This is a genomic window from Pseudomonas sp. PvP028, from assembly GCF_017832255.1.
GTDB classification, from domain to species: Bacteria; Pseudomonadota; Gammaproteobacteria; order Pseudomonadales; family Pseudomonadaceae; genus Aquipseudomonas; species Aquipseudomonas syringae.
This window is the reverse complement of the sequence record NZ_JAFIBL010000001.1, coordinates 4,655,279-4,671,223: the sequence shown is the minus strand read 5'-3', so window position 1 is coordinate 4,671,223 and position 15,945 is coordinate 4,655,279. Positions and strand designations below refer to the sequence as shown.

The following is a 15,945-nucleotide window of genomic DNA, read 5'->3' as shown; positions in this document are numbered from 1 at the left end:
AACAGAGCTATTGCTTCCATTTCCTCATAAGTGTACCGTTGTGTTCACTTATGAAGAGGGTTGCACCATGTTAGCCACTTCGCTCGTTCAGCTGTCGCAGGAGCCCATCAAGCCAGGCATTGGCGCGCGTGTTTTCAACGGCAAGCAGGACCTGCTGTCGGGACGTTTTGCTGGGGAGATCCGGGAACTGCTGGAGCAGCGAGGGGTGCTGGTGTTCCCGCAGATTCATTTTTCCGATGCAGAGCAGATAGCCTTCACTCGCACGCTGGGTACGTTCTGCCCTGAACCCGGCGATGGGCAGAACATCACCCGGATCAGCCTGGATGTGAAAGAGAATCCGGCAGGCGCGGAGTTTCTCAAAGGTTCGCTCTACTGGCACATAGACGGTACGAGCAGCGATTCACCCATTCTGGCTTCACTGTTGTCCTGCAAGGTGCCGGCCAGCTGGGGAGGCAACACGGGTTTCTGTAACACTTACTCGGCGTATGAGGGGTTATCGAGCGCTGACCGACAACATTACGACAGCCTGCGCGTCATTCATGCCCCATGGGCATCGTTACTCTATTACAATCCGGAGCCTGGCCTTGCGATGCTCGAGGCCATGCAGGCTATCGGCGAGAAGGAGTTGCCGCTGGTCTGGAAGCACCGATCCGGTCGTAAGTCGCTGATTCTGGGCTGCACCGCGCAGCAAGTCGTTGGCCTCAGCCTCGCGCAAAGTGCACGAATTCTGGTCGGCCTTCGCGAGTGGGCCACGTCCGAGGCGTTCAGTTACAGCCATGCGTGGCAGGTCGGTGATCTGGTGATCTGGGACAACACCGGCACCATGCACCGGGCCGAAGCCTATGACCCCGAGTGCGGGCGAATGATGCACCGCACCAAGTTGCAGGGCGAAGAGCCCTTCGCGTAATGCGACGACCGCGAGAGCCGGGTGACGCCCTGGCTTTTATACTGAGTGGCTCATCATGAGCCGGATCGTTTTGCCGGACTGGAGAAACGAGAATGTGCAGACCCAAAGAACCCATTGCGGGTATTTTTCTATTGTTGGTCCTGGCCGCTGGCGGTTGGGTGGCTCAGGAGCCATTTCCTCATTTCGGGATCGATCTGCCTGTCGAAGCCTTGCTGGACAGCGATCACCCTGCGACACCCGTTCCGCCCCGACATCGCATGCAACTCGACGAAGGCCAGTTCAGCAGCGCTTTGCTTGAGTCGATGCCCTTGTACGCGCTGGCAGAGCCGCCCGGCAGCCCGTGAGCTCGGGTCAGCTACCTTCGTTGATGTTGGCGAAGAAAATGCACCCGATCAATCGGGCGAACAGGGTCAGGGTTTCCGCCAGATCGGGGTCGTCAAACAGCGTCGTTCTGGAGTCCAGAGCGCATAACGCACCATACAGCTGTCCGTCGGGAAGGTAGATCGGCACGCCCGCATAGCTTTCGATGGCGTAGCGCTTCACAACTGGCAGGTTCGCATACCGGCCGTTCGTGCTGATCTGCGGCACGAACAGTGCCTGGGGATTGGTACAAAACTCGTTACAGAGCGTGGTCTCGAGTTCGAACACATCGCCGTCGTCCATACCCAGGTCAGTGGGGTCATAGACAGAACAGGCGATCCAGTCTGCGTCGGTAAATTTGGCGATACCAGCGAAGCGCATGCCTGTCAGGCGAGTGACAAGTCGCAGCACATTGGTCGTGGCCTCGATCTCGGCAATCGCAGCGCGCTCCTCGATGGTCAACAAGCTGCTTTTTGAGGCGATCAATTCCAGACTCATGCACTTCTCCAGAATACCCAAGTGTGGGTAACGGCCCATGCTAACTGACTGGAATGAAAATGCCATCGGGGTTGGTCGCGCCTGCGAGGATTTATTTTCAAGCGAAATATTGACGCCAGTTTTAAAGTTTTAAGCCTCGCTGCCGACATTTGTGGATTGTATAGCTAGCTGGCAAGGACAGGCCTCTTGTACTCCACTGATGACCAACGAAAGAGCGACTCCCTGTGATAAACACTCTGCGCAATATTTCTGTCAGGTCCAAGCTTGTGCTCGGGTTTGCTTTGGTCATCGTACTGACGGTGCTGATCGCGCTGACGGGTTGGACAGGCATCACCTCGCTGAGTGAACGAAGCGAGCGTATTTCCGACATCGGCAAGCTGAGCTCGCTCACGCGGGACGTCCGGATAGCCCGATTGGCTTATTCGGTCAACTATGACGCCGAGCGCGCCAGCAACTGGCTGAAAGCTTTCGAAAGTCTCGAAAATCATGTGAAGTACGCGCAGAAGGTGTTCGACTCGCCGTTGAACGTGCCGCTGGTCAATACTGCCGCAGACGCCTTGAAGGATTACCGTATCCACTACGACAACCTCATGCAGGCGACCGCTGCCCGTGAGGCTACCCGTTCGGTGTTTGGCCAGTACGCCGATGCAGGCGCTGACGATTTGCAAAAGCTCAACGCCATTGCCCGATCCGATGACGGCACTCCCGCACAGCGCGACGCCATCGTGCAGGCGATGACGCTGTTCCAGAAAATGCGCTTTGACTTGCGTGGCTACACCTATTCGCTGAAGCCGGAGAACCGTGCCCCAGCGGAAACATCGATGAATACGGTTATCGAATCGTTCAAAAATCTGCAAGGTTTCGATGGCCAGTCGGCGATCATCAAGCATCTTGTGGACTCGGTGATCAGCTATCAGAACACCTTGAATCAGTTCACCGCGGCGCAGGCCAGGATTGATCTGGCTCAGGCAGGCATCACCAAAGACATCGGCATTCTGTTTGAATGTGCTGACAAGCTGTCCGAGAACCAGGTCAACCTGAGAGTGGAAGATGTGAGTCAGGCCAAGATGCTGCTCTCTGTCTGGCTGATTGCAGCGTTGATCATGAGCGCCCTGGCGGCATGGATAATTACCAACCTTATCGTAGGCCCGCTGCGTGACACACTGAAACTGGCAGAGCGTGTCGCTGATGGTGACTTGACGAACAATCAGGTGATCACCCGCAAGGACGAACTGGGCCAGCTGCAGGGCAGCATGATGCGCATGACCGGCAACCTGCGCGAGCTGATTGGTGGCCTGCGCGACGGCGTGACACAAATCGCCAGTGCCGCCGAACAGTTGTCAGCCGTCACCGAGCAGACCAGCGCCGGCGTTAACAGCCAGAAGAGCGAAACCGATCAGGTCGCCACTGCGATGCACGAAATGTCTGCGACCGTTCAGGAAGTTGCACGCAACGCAGAGCAGGCTTCGCACGCTGCGGTCAACGCATCGAAAGAAGCTCGCGAAGGCGACGGCGTGGTTTCCAAGGCAGTTGCCCAGATCGAGAAACTCGCGACTGAAGTCACGCATTCCAAGTCCGCGATGGACGAGCTCAAGAACGAAAGCAACAAGATTGGTGGTGTGCTTGATGTCATCAAGGCCGTTGCCGAGCAGACCAATCTGCTGGCCCTCAACGCTGCAATCGAAGCCGCGCGTGCGGGCGAAGCAGGCCGAGGCTTTGCGGTGGTGGCTGACGAAGTGAGAAGCCTGGCCCAGCGCACGCAGACGTCGACCGAAGAGATCGCGGCATTGATCAGCGGTCTGCATACCCGTACGGCGCAGGTGGCAACGATCCTCGACAACAGCCAGGCACTGACTGCAAACAGTGTCGAGCTGACACGCAATGCGGGTGTTTCCATCAATAACATGACTCAGGCAATCTCGACGATCGAGACGATGAACCATCAGATCGCCGCTGCCGCCGAAGAGCAGAGCGCCGTTGCCGAAGAGATCAATCGCAGTGTTCTTAATGTGCGAGACATCTCCGAACAGACGGCTTCCGCCAGTGAAGAGACTGCCGCGTCGAGCGCAGAGCTCGCTCGTCTGGGCGTGCATCTGCAGAGCCTGGTCAGTCGATTCCGGGTCTGACGTTCATTCCCGGTAAACCCCGGCGCGCACCGCACAGGCTGCGCGCCGGAGTCGGCCCGTTAAACCTCCGGCGGTAAGTCCTTACCGCCCCCAAAGCCCCGTCGCGTACTCCACAAAACTTCTCAGTTTGGGCAGTCGATAGCGATCCTGTACATACAGCAGGTTTGTCGGTCGTCTGGGCAAATGGTAGTCGGGGAACAACGCAACCAGCCGGCCTTCCTGCAAGTCTCGCTGCACCAGCGCATCCGGAAGCATCACTACGCCCATGCCTGCACGAGCCGCCTGATAAAGACCGGCGGAAGTGTTGGCCACCATCGAACCGCTTACCTCCACCAGCACGTCGCCGTCGGCGCCAGTCATACGCCACTGTGTGCCGGCAGTGCGCCATTCGTCTCCAGCCGGGTAGGCGAACGCCAGGCAGTTATGCTGACGAAGATCCTCTGGATGCGTCGGCGTGCCGTGACGGGCCAGATAGTCCGGTGCGGCGCAGATGATCAAGGTGTAATCCTGCAGGGGGCGAGCGATCAGTGGTGAGGATTCTGGAATGTTGCCCAGGCGAATGGCGACGTCAAAGCCATTGTCGATCATGTCCAGACGCTGATTGGTCAGCACCAGGTCGAGCTTGACCTCGGGAAAGCGCCGCGAAAATTCGACCAGAGCAGGCGCCAATACTTCCGAACCGAATGTCAGTGGCGCGGTGATGCGCAGTGTACCTGTGGGGTCGCCGTGGGCCTGCTCGGCCAACTGCTCGGACTCGGCCACCAGCCCCAGCACCTCGAGGCAACGCTCGTAATACGCGGTACCGAATTCCGTCAATCGCTGACGGCGTGTGGTGCGCTGCAACAGGCTGACGCCTAGGCGCTCCTCCAGTGCGCGCAAGTGATTGCCGACCATGGTGGTGGAAATTGAACACGCTTGCGCCGCTGCCGTCAGGCTGCCTGCCTCGACCACTTTCACGTAAACGCGCATTGCCTGAAACAAATCCATTATCAACCCTGGCTTTAAAATGATTGAAGTATTTCGCTGTTTATCCATCTGGGCTTGTTAACGATACTGCAAAAACCGAAACATACCCAAGGAGCTTCACCTCATGACCGCCACCTGCCTGATGAGCACTTACCAACCTTTGGCCCTGAGTTTCACCCATGGTCTGGGCACACGTCTGTGGGACCAGGGCGGGCGCGAGTACCTGGACGCCGTGGCAGGCGTGGCTGTGACCAACGTGGGGCACTCGCATCCACTGCTGGTAGAGGCGATTCGTGATCAGGCGGGCCTGCTGTTGCACACGTCCAATCTGTACACCATCGACTGGCAGAAGCGCCTTGCGCAGAAACTGACGGCCTTGTCGGGGCTGGACTCGGTGTTTTTCAACAATTCCGGTGCCGAGGCCAACGAGACTGCGCTCAAGCTGGCGCGCCTGCATGGCTGGCACAAATACATCGAACGGCCTCTGGTCGTGGTCATGGAAAACGCCTTTCACGGCCGTACCCTGGGCACGCTATCGGCCAGCGACGGGCCGGCCGTACGCCTGGGTTTCAGTACCTTGCCCGGCGATTACATCAAAGTGCCATTTGGCGACCTGGCGGCGTTCGACAAGGTTTGCACGACCTATGGGCATCAGATCTGCGCCGTGCTGGTCGAGCCGATTCAGGGCGAGGGCGGCGCGCAGGTGGCCCCCGCCGGGTATCTCAAGGCCTTGAGGGAGCGTTGCACGCGGCGTGACTGGCTGTTGATGCTCGACGAAATCCAGACCGGGATGGGCCGGACCGGCAAGTGGTTTGCCTTTCAGCATGAGGGTATCGTCCCTGACGTCATGACCCTGGCCAAGGGGCTGGGCAACGGCATACCGATCGGTGCCTGCCTGGCGCGGGGCAGGGCGGCGCAACTGTTCACGCCCGGCAGCCACGGCAGTACCTTCGGCGGTAATCCGCTGGCCTGCCGGGTCGGCTGCACGGTGATCGATATCATCGAACAACAGGCGCTGGTGGAAAACGCCGCACTGCAAGGCCGGCAGTTGCTGGCCGGGCTGCGCAATGCACTGGGTGCTCACCCGAACGTGCTGGACGTTCGTGGCCAAGGTTTGATGATCGGTATCGAACTGCGCCAGGCGATACCCGAACTCACACGCATTGCAGCCGAGGATCATGGCCTGTTGATCAATGTCACTCGGGGCAAAATCATCCGCCTGTTGCCGCCCTTGGTGCTGGACGCCGCGGAAGTGGCGCAGATTGTCCAAGGCCTGGCGGCGAGCCTCGACAGCGCCTGTGATCGTTCGTTTGTACGCTCGGCCTGACGCAACGGATTAAGGAAAAGGACTACATCGGGCTGTACCGGGATGACCCATATGCGGTAGAACAGACCAGCATCGTGTCGGTCTGTACGCGATGGCTACCCAATGGATTTGAAAGGAGCCCACCATGTTAATCCGGTCCCTGACCCTCGCCACCCTGTTTGTCGCTGCCGGTACAGCGCTTGCCGCTGACAACGACGGCCCTCTGGCACAGGAGCGCGGCAAGTCGCGTCCCTTGATCATCATCGCTCCCAGCACCATAGATCCGGTGCTGGTCAAGCTCAAGAAGTCACTGGATGAGCCTGCCAACCGTGAGGCCTTTGCACAGCGCAATATGGTGTTGTTCACGGTGGTCAACACCATGGGCGAGCGCGACGGCAAAAGCATGGACCCGCAGTCGACCATGGCATTGATCCGTGAGCTTAAGCTCGGGGCGGGGGCGGGGACCAAGGTCATTCTGGTGGGCAAGGACGGCGAGAAAAAGGTCGATAAGACTCTCAAAAATCCGGAATCGCTAGACCCCAAAGAAATCTTCGCCACTATCGATCAGATGCCGATGCGCGAGCAGGAAGCCGCAGCACCTGCTCCCGAGCCGCCAGCCAAACCTGCGCCGGCCGAAAAACCGGGCAAGCCGGTCAAGGGCGGGGCGCCTGGCAAGACGCTGGACGACTGAGTGAACGGCGTGGCGCGCGGCGATAGCGCGCTGCGCCTGATGTGTTGCTCAGTTCATTCGCCGCGAATGTACTGCTGGAGCTGTTGAATGAGGCTAGCCTGTTCTGCAATGGCTTCCTTCACCAGGTCACCGATGGACAGCAGGCCCAGCAACTGTCCGTCTTCCACGACCGGCAGGTGGCGCAGGTGGCTGTCGGTCATGATGCCCATGCACGCCTCGACGCTGCGCTGCGAGTCAACAGTGATCACTTTGCTGCTCATGATGTCCCTCACCGGTGTACCCACCGACGAGCGCCCCTTGAGGACCACCTTGCGCGCATAGTCACGTTCGCTGATGACGCCGACCACCACGTTGCCCTCGACCACCGGCAGCGCACCGATGTTCTTTTCAGCCATTAACTTGAGTGCTTCGAGCACCATCTGATCCGGTCCGATGGTATGCACTTGCTGGTTCTGCAGGTCTTTCAATTTCAGTAGCTGGGCGACGGTTTTCATGGGGCTCTCCGTGATCGGGATCTGGATGGCTGTAGTGCATTGCCAGAACCACTACAGAATCATCCAGTGGGCAGAAACGAGCAAGCAGTAAATAAGGATCACTGGAATAGGAGGAATCAATTATCCGCGCCCTCAATGTGCCGTTAATTCGCCTGTCAGGCGCGCCTTTGGCCTCATAGCCAAGTAGAATCATTCGTTTCACCGGGCGTCGAGGTAACAGCGTTGGATGTACAGCAGGGCTTTATCCTGAGTCGGCACTGGCAAGACACGCCCGCCGGGACCGAGGTCGACTTCTGGTTGGCCACCGATCAGGGCCCGCGCCATATCCGCCTGCCTTGCCAGCCCTCGGTTGCCTTTATTCCCGCCGATCAGGGCGAGCGAGCCCGATCGTTGTTGCGTAGCGAGCGTGGCGTGGAGCTGCGCCCGCTGGAACTCTGTGATTTTCGTCACCGCCCGGTGCTGGGTGTTTACTGCCAGCAGCACCGCCAGTTGATGAACATCGAAAAGCTGCTGCGCAGGGGCAATGTAGACGTCTACGAAGCGGACATTCGACCGCCAGAACGCTACCTGATGGAGCGCTTCATCACTGCGCCGGTGCAGTTTGGCGGCACGCCGGATGCCGATGGCGTGCTCTGCAACGCGCAGATCAAGCCGGCACCCGATTACCGTCCCAACCTGAAACTGGTCTCGCTGGATATCGAAACCACGGCCCGCGGCGAGTTGTATTCGATTGCGCTGGAGGGCTGTGGTCAGCGCCAGGTCTACATGCTGGGCCCAGTCAATGGTGGCGACGAGGCGCTGGATTTTCAGCTCGACTATTGCGATACCCGCGCGCAGTTGCTCGAGCGCCTTAACGAGTGGCTGGCGCTGCACGACCCTGACGCGATTATCGGCTGGAACGTTATCCAGTTCGATTTGCGCGTGCTGCATGAGCATGCCCAGCGCCTGCAAGTGCCATTAAGGCTCGGGCGTGGCGGTGAAGCGATGGGGTGGCGTGAGCACGGCAGTCGCAACAACCATTTTTTTGCCGACGTGAGCGGCCGGCTGATCATCGACGGAATCGAGGCGCTGCGCTCGGCGACCTGGAGTTTTCCGTCGTTCAGCCTTGAATACGTCGCGCAGACCCTGCTGGGCGAAGGCAAGGCTATCGACACGCCTTATCAGCGCATGGACGAAATCAACCGCATGTTCGCCGAGGACAAGCCGGCGCTGGCACGTTACAACATCAAGGACTGCGAACTGGTTACGCGCATCTTTGCCAAGACCCAATTGCTGACTTTTCTGCTCGAGCGCGCCACGGTCACCGGCCTGCCTGCCGATCGCAGTGGTGGTTCGGTTGCGGCGTTCTGCCATTTGTATATCCCGCTGATGCATCGCCAGGGTTTCGTTGCGCCCAACCTGGGCGAGCGCCTGCCGGAGGCCAGCCCTGGCGGTTTTGTCATGGATTCCCAGCCAGGGCTGTATGAGTCGGTGCTGGTGCTGGACTACAAAAGCCTTTATCCGTCGATCATTCGTACCTTTCTGATTGATCCAGTGGGTTTGATCGAAGGCCTTAGGCATCCTGCGGACAGCGAGTCGGTGCCAGGCTTTCGCGGCGCGCGCTTTTCGCGCACCCGTCACAGCCTGCCAGCCATTGTCGAGCGCGTGTGGCAGGGGCGGGAAGCCGCCAAGCGCGACAAGAATGCGCCCTTGTCCCAGGCGTTGAAAATCATCATGAATGCCTTCTACGGTGTGTTGGGTTCGAGCGGCTGCCGCTTTTTCGATCCGCGCCTGGCTTCATCGATCACCCTGCGCGGGCATGAAATCATGCTCAAGACCCGCGACCTCATTCAGGCGCAGGGCTACACCGTGATCTACGGCGATACCGACTCGACATTCGTCTGGCTGGGTCGCCCTCATGGGCAGGAAGAGGCAGCAAGCATCGGCAAGGCGCTGGTGCAGCAGGTCAACCAGTGGTGGCGCGAGCACTTGCACGCCGAGTACGGTTTGCACAGTGCCCTTGAGCTGCAATACGAAACGCATTTTCGGCGCTTCCTGATGCCCACCGTGCGCGGTGCGGAGGAGGGCAGCAAGAAGCGTTATGCCGGTCTGGTGACCCGTGCTGACGGTTCCGAAGAGATGATCTACAAGGGCCTCGAAACCGTACGCACCGACTGGTCGCCGCTGGCTCAGCGGTTTCAGCAGGAGCTGTACCTGCGGATCTTCAAGCGTCAGCCGTATCAGGATTACGTGCGTGACTACGTGCAGCGTACTCTGTCAGGCGAGCTGGATGACCTGTTGATCTACCGCAAGCGCTTGCGTCGCAAGCTCGATGACTACCAGCGTAACGTGCCGCCCCATGTGCGCGCCGCGCGGCTGGCCGATGAATACAACGACCAGCAGGGCCGACCGCGTCAGTATCAGAGTGGCGGCTGGATCAGCTACGTGATGACCGCCGCCGGGCCGGAGCCGCTGGAAATTCGTCACGCCCCGATTGACTACGATCACTACGTGACTCGTCAATTGCAACCGCTGGCAGATGCCATCCTGCCCTTCGTGGACGACGATTTCAGCACCCTGATTGGTGGGCAGTTAGGGCTGTTCTAGCGCGAAACCAGCTGCTCGGCGAGCCACGGCAATACCTGCTCGCAGGACGCCTCGATTTTCATTTCAAGCAGTTCGTCGGCCCGGGTCTTGCCATGGTTGATGGCGATGACCGGCTTGCCCTGTTCGGCCATGGCCTTGCACAGGCGAAATGCCGACCAGGCCATCAGCGAGGTGCCGACCACCAGCAGACCTTCGGCCTCCTCGACACTCTGCGTAGCCTTGGCAGCGGTCTGCGCGGCGACGTTTTCGCCGAAGAACACGACGTCGGGCTTGAGCCTGTCGCCTTCACAGTGCGGGCAGTTGGGCACCTTGAAGCTGGCCTCGAAAGCCGGGTCGAGCAGGGTGTCGCCGTCCGGTGCCTGTGTTGCGTGGACGCCGATCAGATAAGGGTTTTGCTCCAGCATCTGCTCTTGAATGGCTGCCCGCTCGCTGCGCTGTTGGCAATCCAGACACAGTACCCGGTGCAGACTGCCGTGCAGCTCAATGACGTCCCGACTGCCGGCTTGCGTATGCAGTGCGTCGACGTTCTGGGTGATCAGTCCTGTGATAGTGTCTTTAGCCTGCAGCGCAGCCAGGGCCCGGTGCGCAGCATTGGCCTGTGCCGCGCGGATCCGCGGCCAGCCGAGCATGGCGCGTGCCCAGTAGCGCTGGCGCGCTGCAGGGTTGCCGAGAAATTCCTGATACATCATCGGCTGCTTGCCGCGCCGCACGCCATCCTTGTCGCGGTAGTCCGGAATGCCGGACGCGGTGCTGATGCCTGCGCCGGTCACCACCAGAAACGGTTTGTCGGCCATCGCCTGGCATAGCGTGTCGAGCAGATGTCGGGTTGGGCTGTCGAGCATATTTGAACCTCGGGTGGCCTGCCTCTTGTGACGGGTCACATTATCATCTGGCGTGCAGTCAGCGTGCGGATGCCACAGCTGTGAGCCGCCGTGGCAGAGGTTGGTTCAATCGCTGGTCCTGGCAGCGGACCGCTACGTGGTCAGTCAGGGCAATGTGCTCCGAGGCAAGGGGCGTGTATCCGTTCAACGGGCGGTTGAGGGGGGCTCTGTGCCTCGCCCTCAGTCCTTCAGCGCAATCTTCTTGCCGCGTCTGGCGGCGATGTCGCTAGCCTGGCCATCACGCTGCTTGCCGGTGCGGGCTTGGGTGATGAGGGCCGGAATCAGCGGGCCTTCCGGCAGGTTCTTCCAGAATCGCGAAGGGAAGTGGCCTTCCATGACCTTGGGGTTCAGGCGCGCAGGATTGAAGATGTGGCTGTAGTAGGTCAGCCACAGTTCGCCATGCGGGTCTTCCACCTGCCTGGCCATGGTCTGCCAGGCTTGCGGGCAGCGTCGCTCATGAATCAGTTGTTGGCCGTCGTAATACACGCCGTCCTGAGGCGTTGCGATCATCCAGCGGTGCTGACCCATGCGGCCGATGAAATGCTCGCTGGCACTGAGCAGAATATCGTGCGCCGGTTCGTGCCAGGCCACGTACTGCGGGCGCATCAGGGCTTCGTCGTCAGCCACGGACGGCAGCGCGACAAACCGCAGGAAGGCGTGCAGATGATGGGCCTCGCGCCTTACCGATTTAAGGCGGCGATGCAATTCACTGCCGAGCCTGTCACCGGCCATCATCGCCGTGCGATCCCCATGGGTCACGCGCCACAAGACTTCGTACAGCAGGCTCCAGCGCTGATCGCCCCGGTAACGCGAGGCGCTTTCCAGCAGTTGCACCAGCTCCAGCGGAACCCGTGCCTGAAACGGCCCGGCTTCCTTGGGGTAGTCTTCCTCACTGCCAAACAGATCGGCGGCATCCGGCGACTTCCAGCTGACCTGACTGGGGTCGATTTCGTGGCTCAACAGCCAGCGAGCCTGTTGCCGCCAAGTGTCGAACAGGTCGTCGCAGTCGAGGCAGATCATCCCCACAGGCCCATTTGCTGAGGCTGAGGCCGGTCGCGCAACTGGTGATGCAGGAACTCGCTGGTGGTTTCCGCATGCGGCGGGTGGTAATCACTGGTAATGATGAACGGCTTGGCCTTGGCCAGTATGCAGCGCATGCGGGTGAGGTCTTCGTAGCGGATGCGCCGCTGTCTGCGCAACTCGACCAGCCGCTGCGTGGTGCGGATGCCAATGCCCGGCACCCTGGCGATCAGTGCCGGGTCGGCCTGGTTCAGGTCCAGGGGGAAAACCTGTCGGTTGCCCAGCGCCCAGGCCAGTTTGGGGTCGATGTCCAGCGCCAGATCACCGGGGCCGTCGAGCAGTTCACTGGCAGTGAAACCATAGCCGCGCAGCAGAAAATCAGCCTGATACAGGCGATGCTCGCGCATCAGGGGCGGTGCCGCGAGCGGAACGCTGTTGGGGCTGTTGGGTATCGGGCTGAACGCAGAATAATAGACCCGGCGCAGCTTGAAGTTGCTGTACAGCGACTGCGCGCTGTGCAGGATGGTGCTGTCGTCGGTGGCATCGGCACCGACAATCATCTGCGTGCTCTGCCCGGCAGGCGCAAAGCGCGGCGAGCGAGGCTCGTTGCGCACCGTTTGCTCGCCGGTGTAAATCGTCTGCATGGCTTGCTTGATCGACGCGACGTCTTTTTCCGGTGCGAGGGTCTGCAGGCTCAGGTCGGTCGGCAGCTCGATATTGACGCTGAGGCGGTCGGCATAACGACCAGCCTTTTCGATCAGCGCTGGATCGGCGTCAGGGATGGTCTTGAGGTGGATGTAGCCGCGAAACTCATGCACCTCGCGCAACAGCCGGGCGACTTCGACCAGTTGCTCCATGGTGTAGTCCGCAGAGCGAATGATCCCGGAACTCAAAAACAGCCCGCTCACGCAATTGCGGCGATAGAAGTCCAGCGTCAGCGTGACCACTTCTTCGGGAGTGAAGCGCGCACGGGGCACATCGCTGGAGCGACGGTTGACGCAGTATTGGCAGTCGTAAAGACAGAAGTTGGTCAGCAGAATCTTCAGCAGCGACACGCAACGCCCGTCCGGCGTGTAGCTGTGGCAGATGCCCATGCCATTGGTAGAGCCGAGCCCGGACTTGTCCTGCGAGCTGCGCTTGGGTGCTCCACTGCTGGCGCACGACGCATCGTACTTGGCGGCGTCTGCCAGAATGCTGAGCTTGTCGATAAGCTGCATGAAGTGCCCCTTGACTGTTTGTATATACAGTATAGGGGTGCGTGCAGTGTCACAAGTACCGCACGGCGGAGTTCTGCGAGGCGATGCCGAATCGGATCCGTCCCGGCGTTTATCTGCACGACTGGAAAGCAAGGTGCCAGCATGAACGTTATTTAATAACACTTGCACGTTTGGTATGTAATACTGTAACAAATAGTTGCAGGTTACTTTTACTTGAAAAATCCTTCTGACGCTTCGACAGCAAGCGCTTCGATAGCAGGCTCCGTGCTGGCCCAGGCGGCCTGGAAGCGGGTCCTGTTTTCCCTGGCGATACTGACATTGCTCTGGCTGGCCATTGGCTGGTCGGTGGCAATTCCATGAGTGCCGCCATCGCTCTGGAAAACCTTACGGTGGCGTACGAACGCCGTCCGGCCGTGCACCACATCAGCGGGCGCTTCGAGGCCGGTAGCCTGACCGCTATCGTCGGGCCCAACGGCGCGGGCAAATCGACGCTGATCAAGGCCATCGCCGGAACCATGAAGCCTGCTCAGGGACGCGTCGACCGCGGGCGCCTGGCAACCCGCACGATTGGTTATCTGCCGCAGGCCGCGGAAATCGATCGCAGCTTTCCACTGAGTGTCGCCGATACCGTTTCGATGGGCGCCTGGCACAGTATCGGTCCGTTCCGCAGTCTGACGCGCAATCATGCGCGTCTGACCGGCGAGGCGCTGATGACCGTCGGCCTTGAGGGGTTTGAAGGGCGTAGCGTGGGCTCGCTGTCATCGGGTCAGTTTCAGCGGGTGCTGTTCGCCCGACTGCTGTTGCAGGACGCTTCGGTGATCCTCCTGGATGAGCCGTTCACCGCCATCGACGCGCGCACCACGCGTGATCTGTTGCAGCTGGTGCGTGCCTGGCACGGGCAGGGGCGCACGGTGATTGCCGTATTGCACGATATCGAACAGGTCCGTCAGCACTTCCCGCAAACCTTGCTGATGGCTCGCGAAGCCATCGCCTGGGGCGAGACAGCGCAAGTGCTCAGCGTTGCCAACCTGCGCAAGGCGCGCAACATGGCTGAGTACTGGAGCCCGGATGCCTTGTTGTGTGATGCCGAGGACGACGCATGATGCTCTATAGCCTGGTGGTTGAGCCGTTTATCGAATTCGGTTTCATGCGTCGCGCGCTGGTGGCGTGTCTGGCTCTGGGCATCGGCTCGGGACCGGTCGGCGTGCTGTTGATGTTGCGGCGCATGAGCCTGGTGGGCGATGCGATGAGCCACGCGGTGCTGCCGGGCGCGGCGGTGGGCTTCATGGTCGCCGGGCTGTCGTTGCCGGCAATGGGGTTCGGCGGCCTGATCGCGGGGCTGGCAGTGGCGTTGCTGTCCGGTCTGGTGAGTCGACTGACCTCGTTACGCGAAGACGCCAGCTTTGCCAGCTTCTATCTGACCTCGCTGGCCGCCGGGGTGCTGATTGTTTCGCTGCACGGCTCCAGCGTCGATCTGCTGCACGTGCTGTTCGGCACCATTCTGGCCATTGATGACACCGCTATTTACATGGTCGGCAGCATTGCCTCCTTCACCCTGATCCTGCTGGCGATCATCTATCGGCCGCTGGTGCTGGAGTGCTTCGATCCGGGCTTTCTGCGCGCGGTCGGCGGGCGCGGCTCGCTGTACCACGTTCTGTTTCTGCTGCTGGTGGTGCTCAACCTGGTCGCAGGCTTTCAGGCGCTGGGCACGCTGATGGCGGTGGGCATGATGATGCTGCCGGCAACCGCCGCACGTTTCTGGACCAACTCGCTGAGTGGCCTGATGGTGATTTCGACGCTGCTGGCGACCTTGTCCGGGCTGATCGGGCTGATCGTTTCCTACCACCTAGGCGTCGCCTCGGGGCCGGCCATCGTGCTCACGGCCAGTGCGTTCTACGGCATCTCCCTGTTGTTCGGGCGCACGGGCATCGTGCGTCGGCTGTTCCCCAAACCTCACCTGGCTCACTGAAAAGGTACGTCATGAAACGATTGATGATGTTGAGTTCCCTGGCTGCACTGGCGCTGTCGGCATTCGCCAGCCTCGCCCAGGCCAAACCGCTGGAAGCCGTTGCTTCGTTCACGGTCATTGCCGATATGGTCAGTACGGTAGGCGGTGAACGCGTGCACGTTCGATCGCTGATCGGTCCGAACGGCGATCCTCACGTCTACGAGCCGACACCGAGTGACGCCCAGGCGCTGAAAAACGCCGATCTGGCATTTGTCAGCGGCCTGCATCTGGAGGGCTGGATGGATCGTCTCATCAAGGCTTCAGGCTACAAGGGGCAGCCGGTGGTGCTGTCCGAGGGCATCAAGACGCGCAGCATGGATGAGGACGGCAAACGCATTGTCGACCCGCATGCCTGGAACAGCGCGGCCAATGGCATGATTTATGTGCGCAACATCGTCGCGGCGCTGAAGAAAGCCGATCCGGAAGGGGCCAGCGTGTATCAGGCCAATGGTGATCGCTACATCGTTGAGTTGCAGCAACTGGATACCTACGCTCGCGATCAGATCCGTTCGATTCCGGCTGCCAGACGCAAGATCCTCACCTCTCATGACGCGTTCGGCTACTTTGGCGATGCCTACGGTGTGACCTTCCTGTCGCCGCTGGGCTTGTCTACCGAGTCTGAGGCGTCGGCCGCCGATGTGTCGAAACTGATCCGTCAGATCAAGACCGAACATGTCAGTGCCTACTTCTTTGAAAACTCCAGCGACCCGCGTCTGGTCAAGCAGATAGCCGAAGCCAGTGGCGCTCAACCAGGGGGTGAACTGTACGTGGAGTCCTTGTCGCCAGCCGACGGCCCGGCGCCAACCTACGCCAAGATGTTCCGTTACAACGTCGATACCCTGACTGCGGCAATGAAGCGCAATCAGTAAGCCTGAAGCTGCCCGG

General features: G+C 60.2%; 16 protein-coding genes. 10 read left to right on the top strand and 6 right to left on the bottom strand.

The genetic code is table 11. The features are described from left to right. The first annotated feature begins 67 nt into the window (after nt 1–67). Together JOE34_RS19985 and JOE34_RS19980 are read left to right on the top strand one after the other, a co-directional pair. Nucleotides 68–907, top strand: coding sequence for a TauD/TfdA family dioxygenase (locus tag JOE34_RS19985; RefSeq protein WP_004403914.1), 840 nt, complete (start codon nt 68–70; stop codon nt 905–907). Nucleotides 908–999: 92 nt separating this feature from the next. Continuing rightward, nucleotides 1,000–1,251 (top strand): hypothetical protein, encoded by a 252-nt coding sequence (locus tag JOE34_RS19980; protein WP_003318372.1) that lies wholly within the window; start codon nt 1,000–1,002, stop codon nt 1,249–1,251. Nucleotides 1,252–1,258: 7 nt separating this feature from the next. On the opposite strand, the gene JOE34_RS19975 is transcribed toward JOE34_RS19980, so the two are convergent. Continuing rightward, nucleotides 1,259–1,765, bottom strand: a complete 507-nt coding sequence (locus JOE34_RS19975; protein WP_003318374.1) for a GAF domain-containing protein — start codon at nt 1,763–1,765, stop codon at nt 1,259–1,261. 224 nt (nt 1,766–1,989) lie between these two features. Between JOE34_RS19975 and JOE34_RS19970 the strand changes: the two genes are divergently transcribed. Further along, nucleotides 1,990–3,891, top strand: coding sequence for a methyl-accepting chemotaxis protein (locus tag JOE34_RS19970; protein WP_046266638.1), 1,902 nt, complete (start codon nt 1,990–1,992; stop codon nt 3,889–3,891). Between the two features lie 81 nt (nt 3,892–3,972). On the opposite strand, the gene JOE34_RS19965 is transcribed toward JOE34_RS19970, so the two are convergent. Continuing rightward, a complete protein-coding gene (locus JOE34_RS19965; RefSeq protein WP_046266639.1) occupies nt 3,973–4,878 on the bottom strand; it encodes a LysR family transcriptional regulator in 906 nt (301 codons plus the stop codon). Between the two features lie 103 nt (nt 4,879–4,981). Here JOE34_RS19965 and JOE34_RS19960 point away from each other — a divergent pair, with 103 nt between their 5' ends. Both JOE34_RS19960 and JOE34_RS19955 read left to right on the top strand, forming a co-directional pair. Then, nucleotides 4,982–6,184 carry an aspartate aminotransferase family protein gene (locus tag JOE34_RS19960; protein ID WP_046266640.1) on the top strand — a complete coding sequence of 401 codons (1,203 nt, stop codon included), beginning with the start codon at nt 4,982–4,984 and terminating at the stop codon, nt 6,182–6,184. A 124-nt stretch (nt 6,185–6,308) separates the two neighbouring features. Further along, on the top strand, nt 6,309–6,854 hold the full coding sequence (locus tag JOE34_RS19955; protein WP_003318380.1) for a DUF4174 domain-containing protein: 546 nt from the start codon (nt 6,309–6,311) through the stop codon (nt 6,852–6,854). A gap of 53 nt (nt 6,855–6,907) precedes the next feature. Here JOE34_RS19955 and JOE34_RS19950 read toward each other — a convergent pair whose 3' ends face one another. Further along, on the bottom strand, nt 6,908–7,348 hold the full coding sequence (locus JOE34_RS19950; RefSeq protein ID WP_046266641.1) for a CBS domain-containing protein: 441 nt from the start codon (nt 7,346–7,348) through the stop codon (nt 6,908–6,910). Between the two features lie 222 nt (nt 7,349–7,570). Between JOE34_RS19950 and JOE34_RS19945 the strand changes: the two genes are divergently transcribed. Next, a complete protein-coding gene (locus tag JOE34_RS19945; RefSeq protein ID WP_024661680.1) occupies nt 7,571–9,934 on the top strand; it encodes a DNA polymerase II in 2,364 nt (787 codons plus the stop codon). Here JOE34_RS19945 and JOE34_RS19940 read toward each other — a convergent pair. The 3 genes from JOE34_RS19940 to JOE34_RS19930 form a co-directional block, all read right to left on the bottom strand. Next, nucleotides 9,931–10,776 (bottom strand): NAD-dependent protein deacetylase, encoded by an 846-nt coding sequence (locus JOE34_RS19940; RefSeq protein WP_046266642.1) that lies wholly within the window; start codon nt 10,774–10,776, stop codon nt 9,931–9,933. The two genes, JOE34_RS19945 and JOE34_RS19940, sit on opposite strands and share 4 nt — an antisense overlap. Nucleotides 10,777–10,995: 219 nt before the next feature. Beyond that, on the bottom strand, nt 10,996–11,835 hold the full coding sequence (locus tag JOE34_RS19935) for a TIGR03915 family putative DNA repair protein (protein WP_032661479.1): 840 nt from the start codon (nt 11,833–11,835) through the stop codon (nt 10,996–10,998). Continuing rightward, nucleotides 11,832–13,052: a putative DNA modification/repair radical SAM protein gene (locus JOE34_RS19930; protein WP_003318387.1), complete on the bottom strand. Its 1,221-nt coding sequence runs from the start codon at nt 13,050–13,052 to the stop codon at nt 11,832–11,834. The genes JOE34_RS19935 and JOE34_RS19930 overlap by 4 nt, the downstream gene beginning before the upstream one ends. A 213-nt stretch (nt 13,053–13,265) precedes the next feature. Between JOE34_RS19930 and JOE34_RS19925 the strand changes: the two genes are divergently transcribed. From JOE34_RS19925 to JOE34_RS19910, 4 genes are read left to right on the top strand one after another with little or no spacing between them, the layout of a single operon-like run. Further along, a complete protein-coding gene (locus JOE34_RS19925; protein WP_154292380.1) occupies nt 13,266–13,412 on the top strand; it encodes a hypothetical protein in 147 nt (48 codons plus the stop codon). Continuing rightward, nucleotides 13,409–14,155, top strand: coding sequence for a zinc ABC transporter ATP-binding protein AztA (gene aztA, locus JOE34_RS19920; RefSeq protein WP_016568024.1), 747 nt, complete (start codon nt 13,409–13,411; stop codon nt 14,153–14,155). Before JOE34_RS19925 ends, aztA begins: the two co-directional genes overlap by 4 nt. Next, nucleotides 14,152–15,021: a metal ABC transporter permease gene (locus JOE34_RS19915; RefSeq protein ID WP_003420917.1), complete on the top strand. Its 870-nt coding sequence runs from the start codon at nt 14,152–14,154 to the stop codon at nt 15,019–15,021. Before aztA ends, JOE34_RS19915 begins: the two co-directional genes overlap by 4 nt. Nucleotides 15,022–15,032: 11 nt before the next feature. Next, nucleotides 15,033–15,929, top strand: a complete 897-nt coding sequence (locus JOE34_RS19910; protein ID WP_096116645.1) for a metal ABC transporter substrate-binding protein — start codon at nt 15,033–15,035, stop codon at nt 15,927–15,929. Nucleotides 15,930–15,945: the final 16 nt, after the last annotated feature.

Excerpts from the sequence above, each read along its gene's own strand:
- JOE34_RS19930 (WP_003318387.1), bottom strand. The coding sequence starts at position 13,052 with ATGCAGCTTATCGACAAGCTCAGCATTCTGGCAGACGCCGCCAAGTAC.
- JOE34_RS19965 (WP_046266639.1), bottom strand. The coding sequence starts at position 4,878 with ATGGATTTGTTTCAGGCAATGCGCGTTTACGTGAAAGTGGTCGAGGCA.
- JOE34_RS19950 (WP_046266641.1), bottom strand. The coding sequence starts at position 7,348 with ATGAAAACCGTCGCCCAGCTACTGAAATTGAAAGACCTGCAGAACCAG.
- JOE34_RS19940 (WP_046266642.1), bottom strand. The coding sequence starts at position 10,776 with ATGCTCGACAGCCCAACCCGACATCTGCTCGACACGCTATGCCAGGCG.
- JOE34_RS19975 (WP_003318374.1), bottom strand. The coding sequence starts at position 1,765 with ATGAGTCTGGAATTGATCGCCTCAAAAAGCAGCTTGTTGACCATCGAG.
- JOE34_RS19910 (WP_096116645.1), top strand. The coding sequence starts at position 15,033 with ATGAAACGATTGATGATGTTGAGTTCCCTGGCTGCACTGGCGCTGTCG.
- JOE34_RS19985 (WP_004403914.1), top strand. The coding sequence starts at position 68 with ATGTTAGCCACTTCGCTCGTTCAGCTGTCGCAGGAGCCCATCAAGCCA.
- JOE34_RS19955 (WP_003318380.1), top strand. The coding sequence starts at position 6,309 with ATGTTAATCCGGTCCCTGACCCTCGCCACCCTGTTTGTCGCTGCCGGT.
- JOE34_RS19960 (WP_046266640.1), top strand. The coding sequence starts at position 4,982 with ATGACCGCCACCTGCCTGATGAGCACTTACCAACCTTTGGCCCTGAGT.
- aztA (WP_016568024.1), top strand. The coding sequence starts at position 13,409 with ATGAGTGCCGCCATCGCTCTGGAAAACCTTACGGTGGCGTACGAACGC.
- JOE34_RS19935 (WP_032661479.1), bottom strand. The coding sequence starts at position 11,835 with ATGATCTGCCTCGACTGCGACGACCTGTTCGACACTTGGCGGCAACAG.
- JOE34_RS19980 (WP_003318372.1), top strand. The coding sequence starts at position 1,000 with ATGTGCAGACCCAAAGAACCCATTGCGGGTATTTTTCTATTGTTGGTC.
- JOE34_RS19915 (WP_003420917.1), top strand. The coding sequence starts at position 14,152 with ATGATGCTCTATAGCCTGGTGGTTGAGCCGTTTATCGAATTCGGTTTC.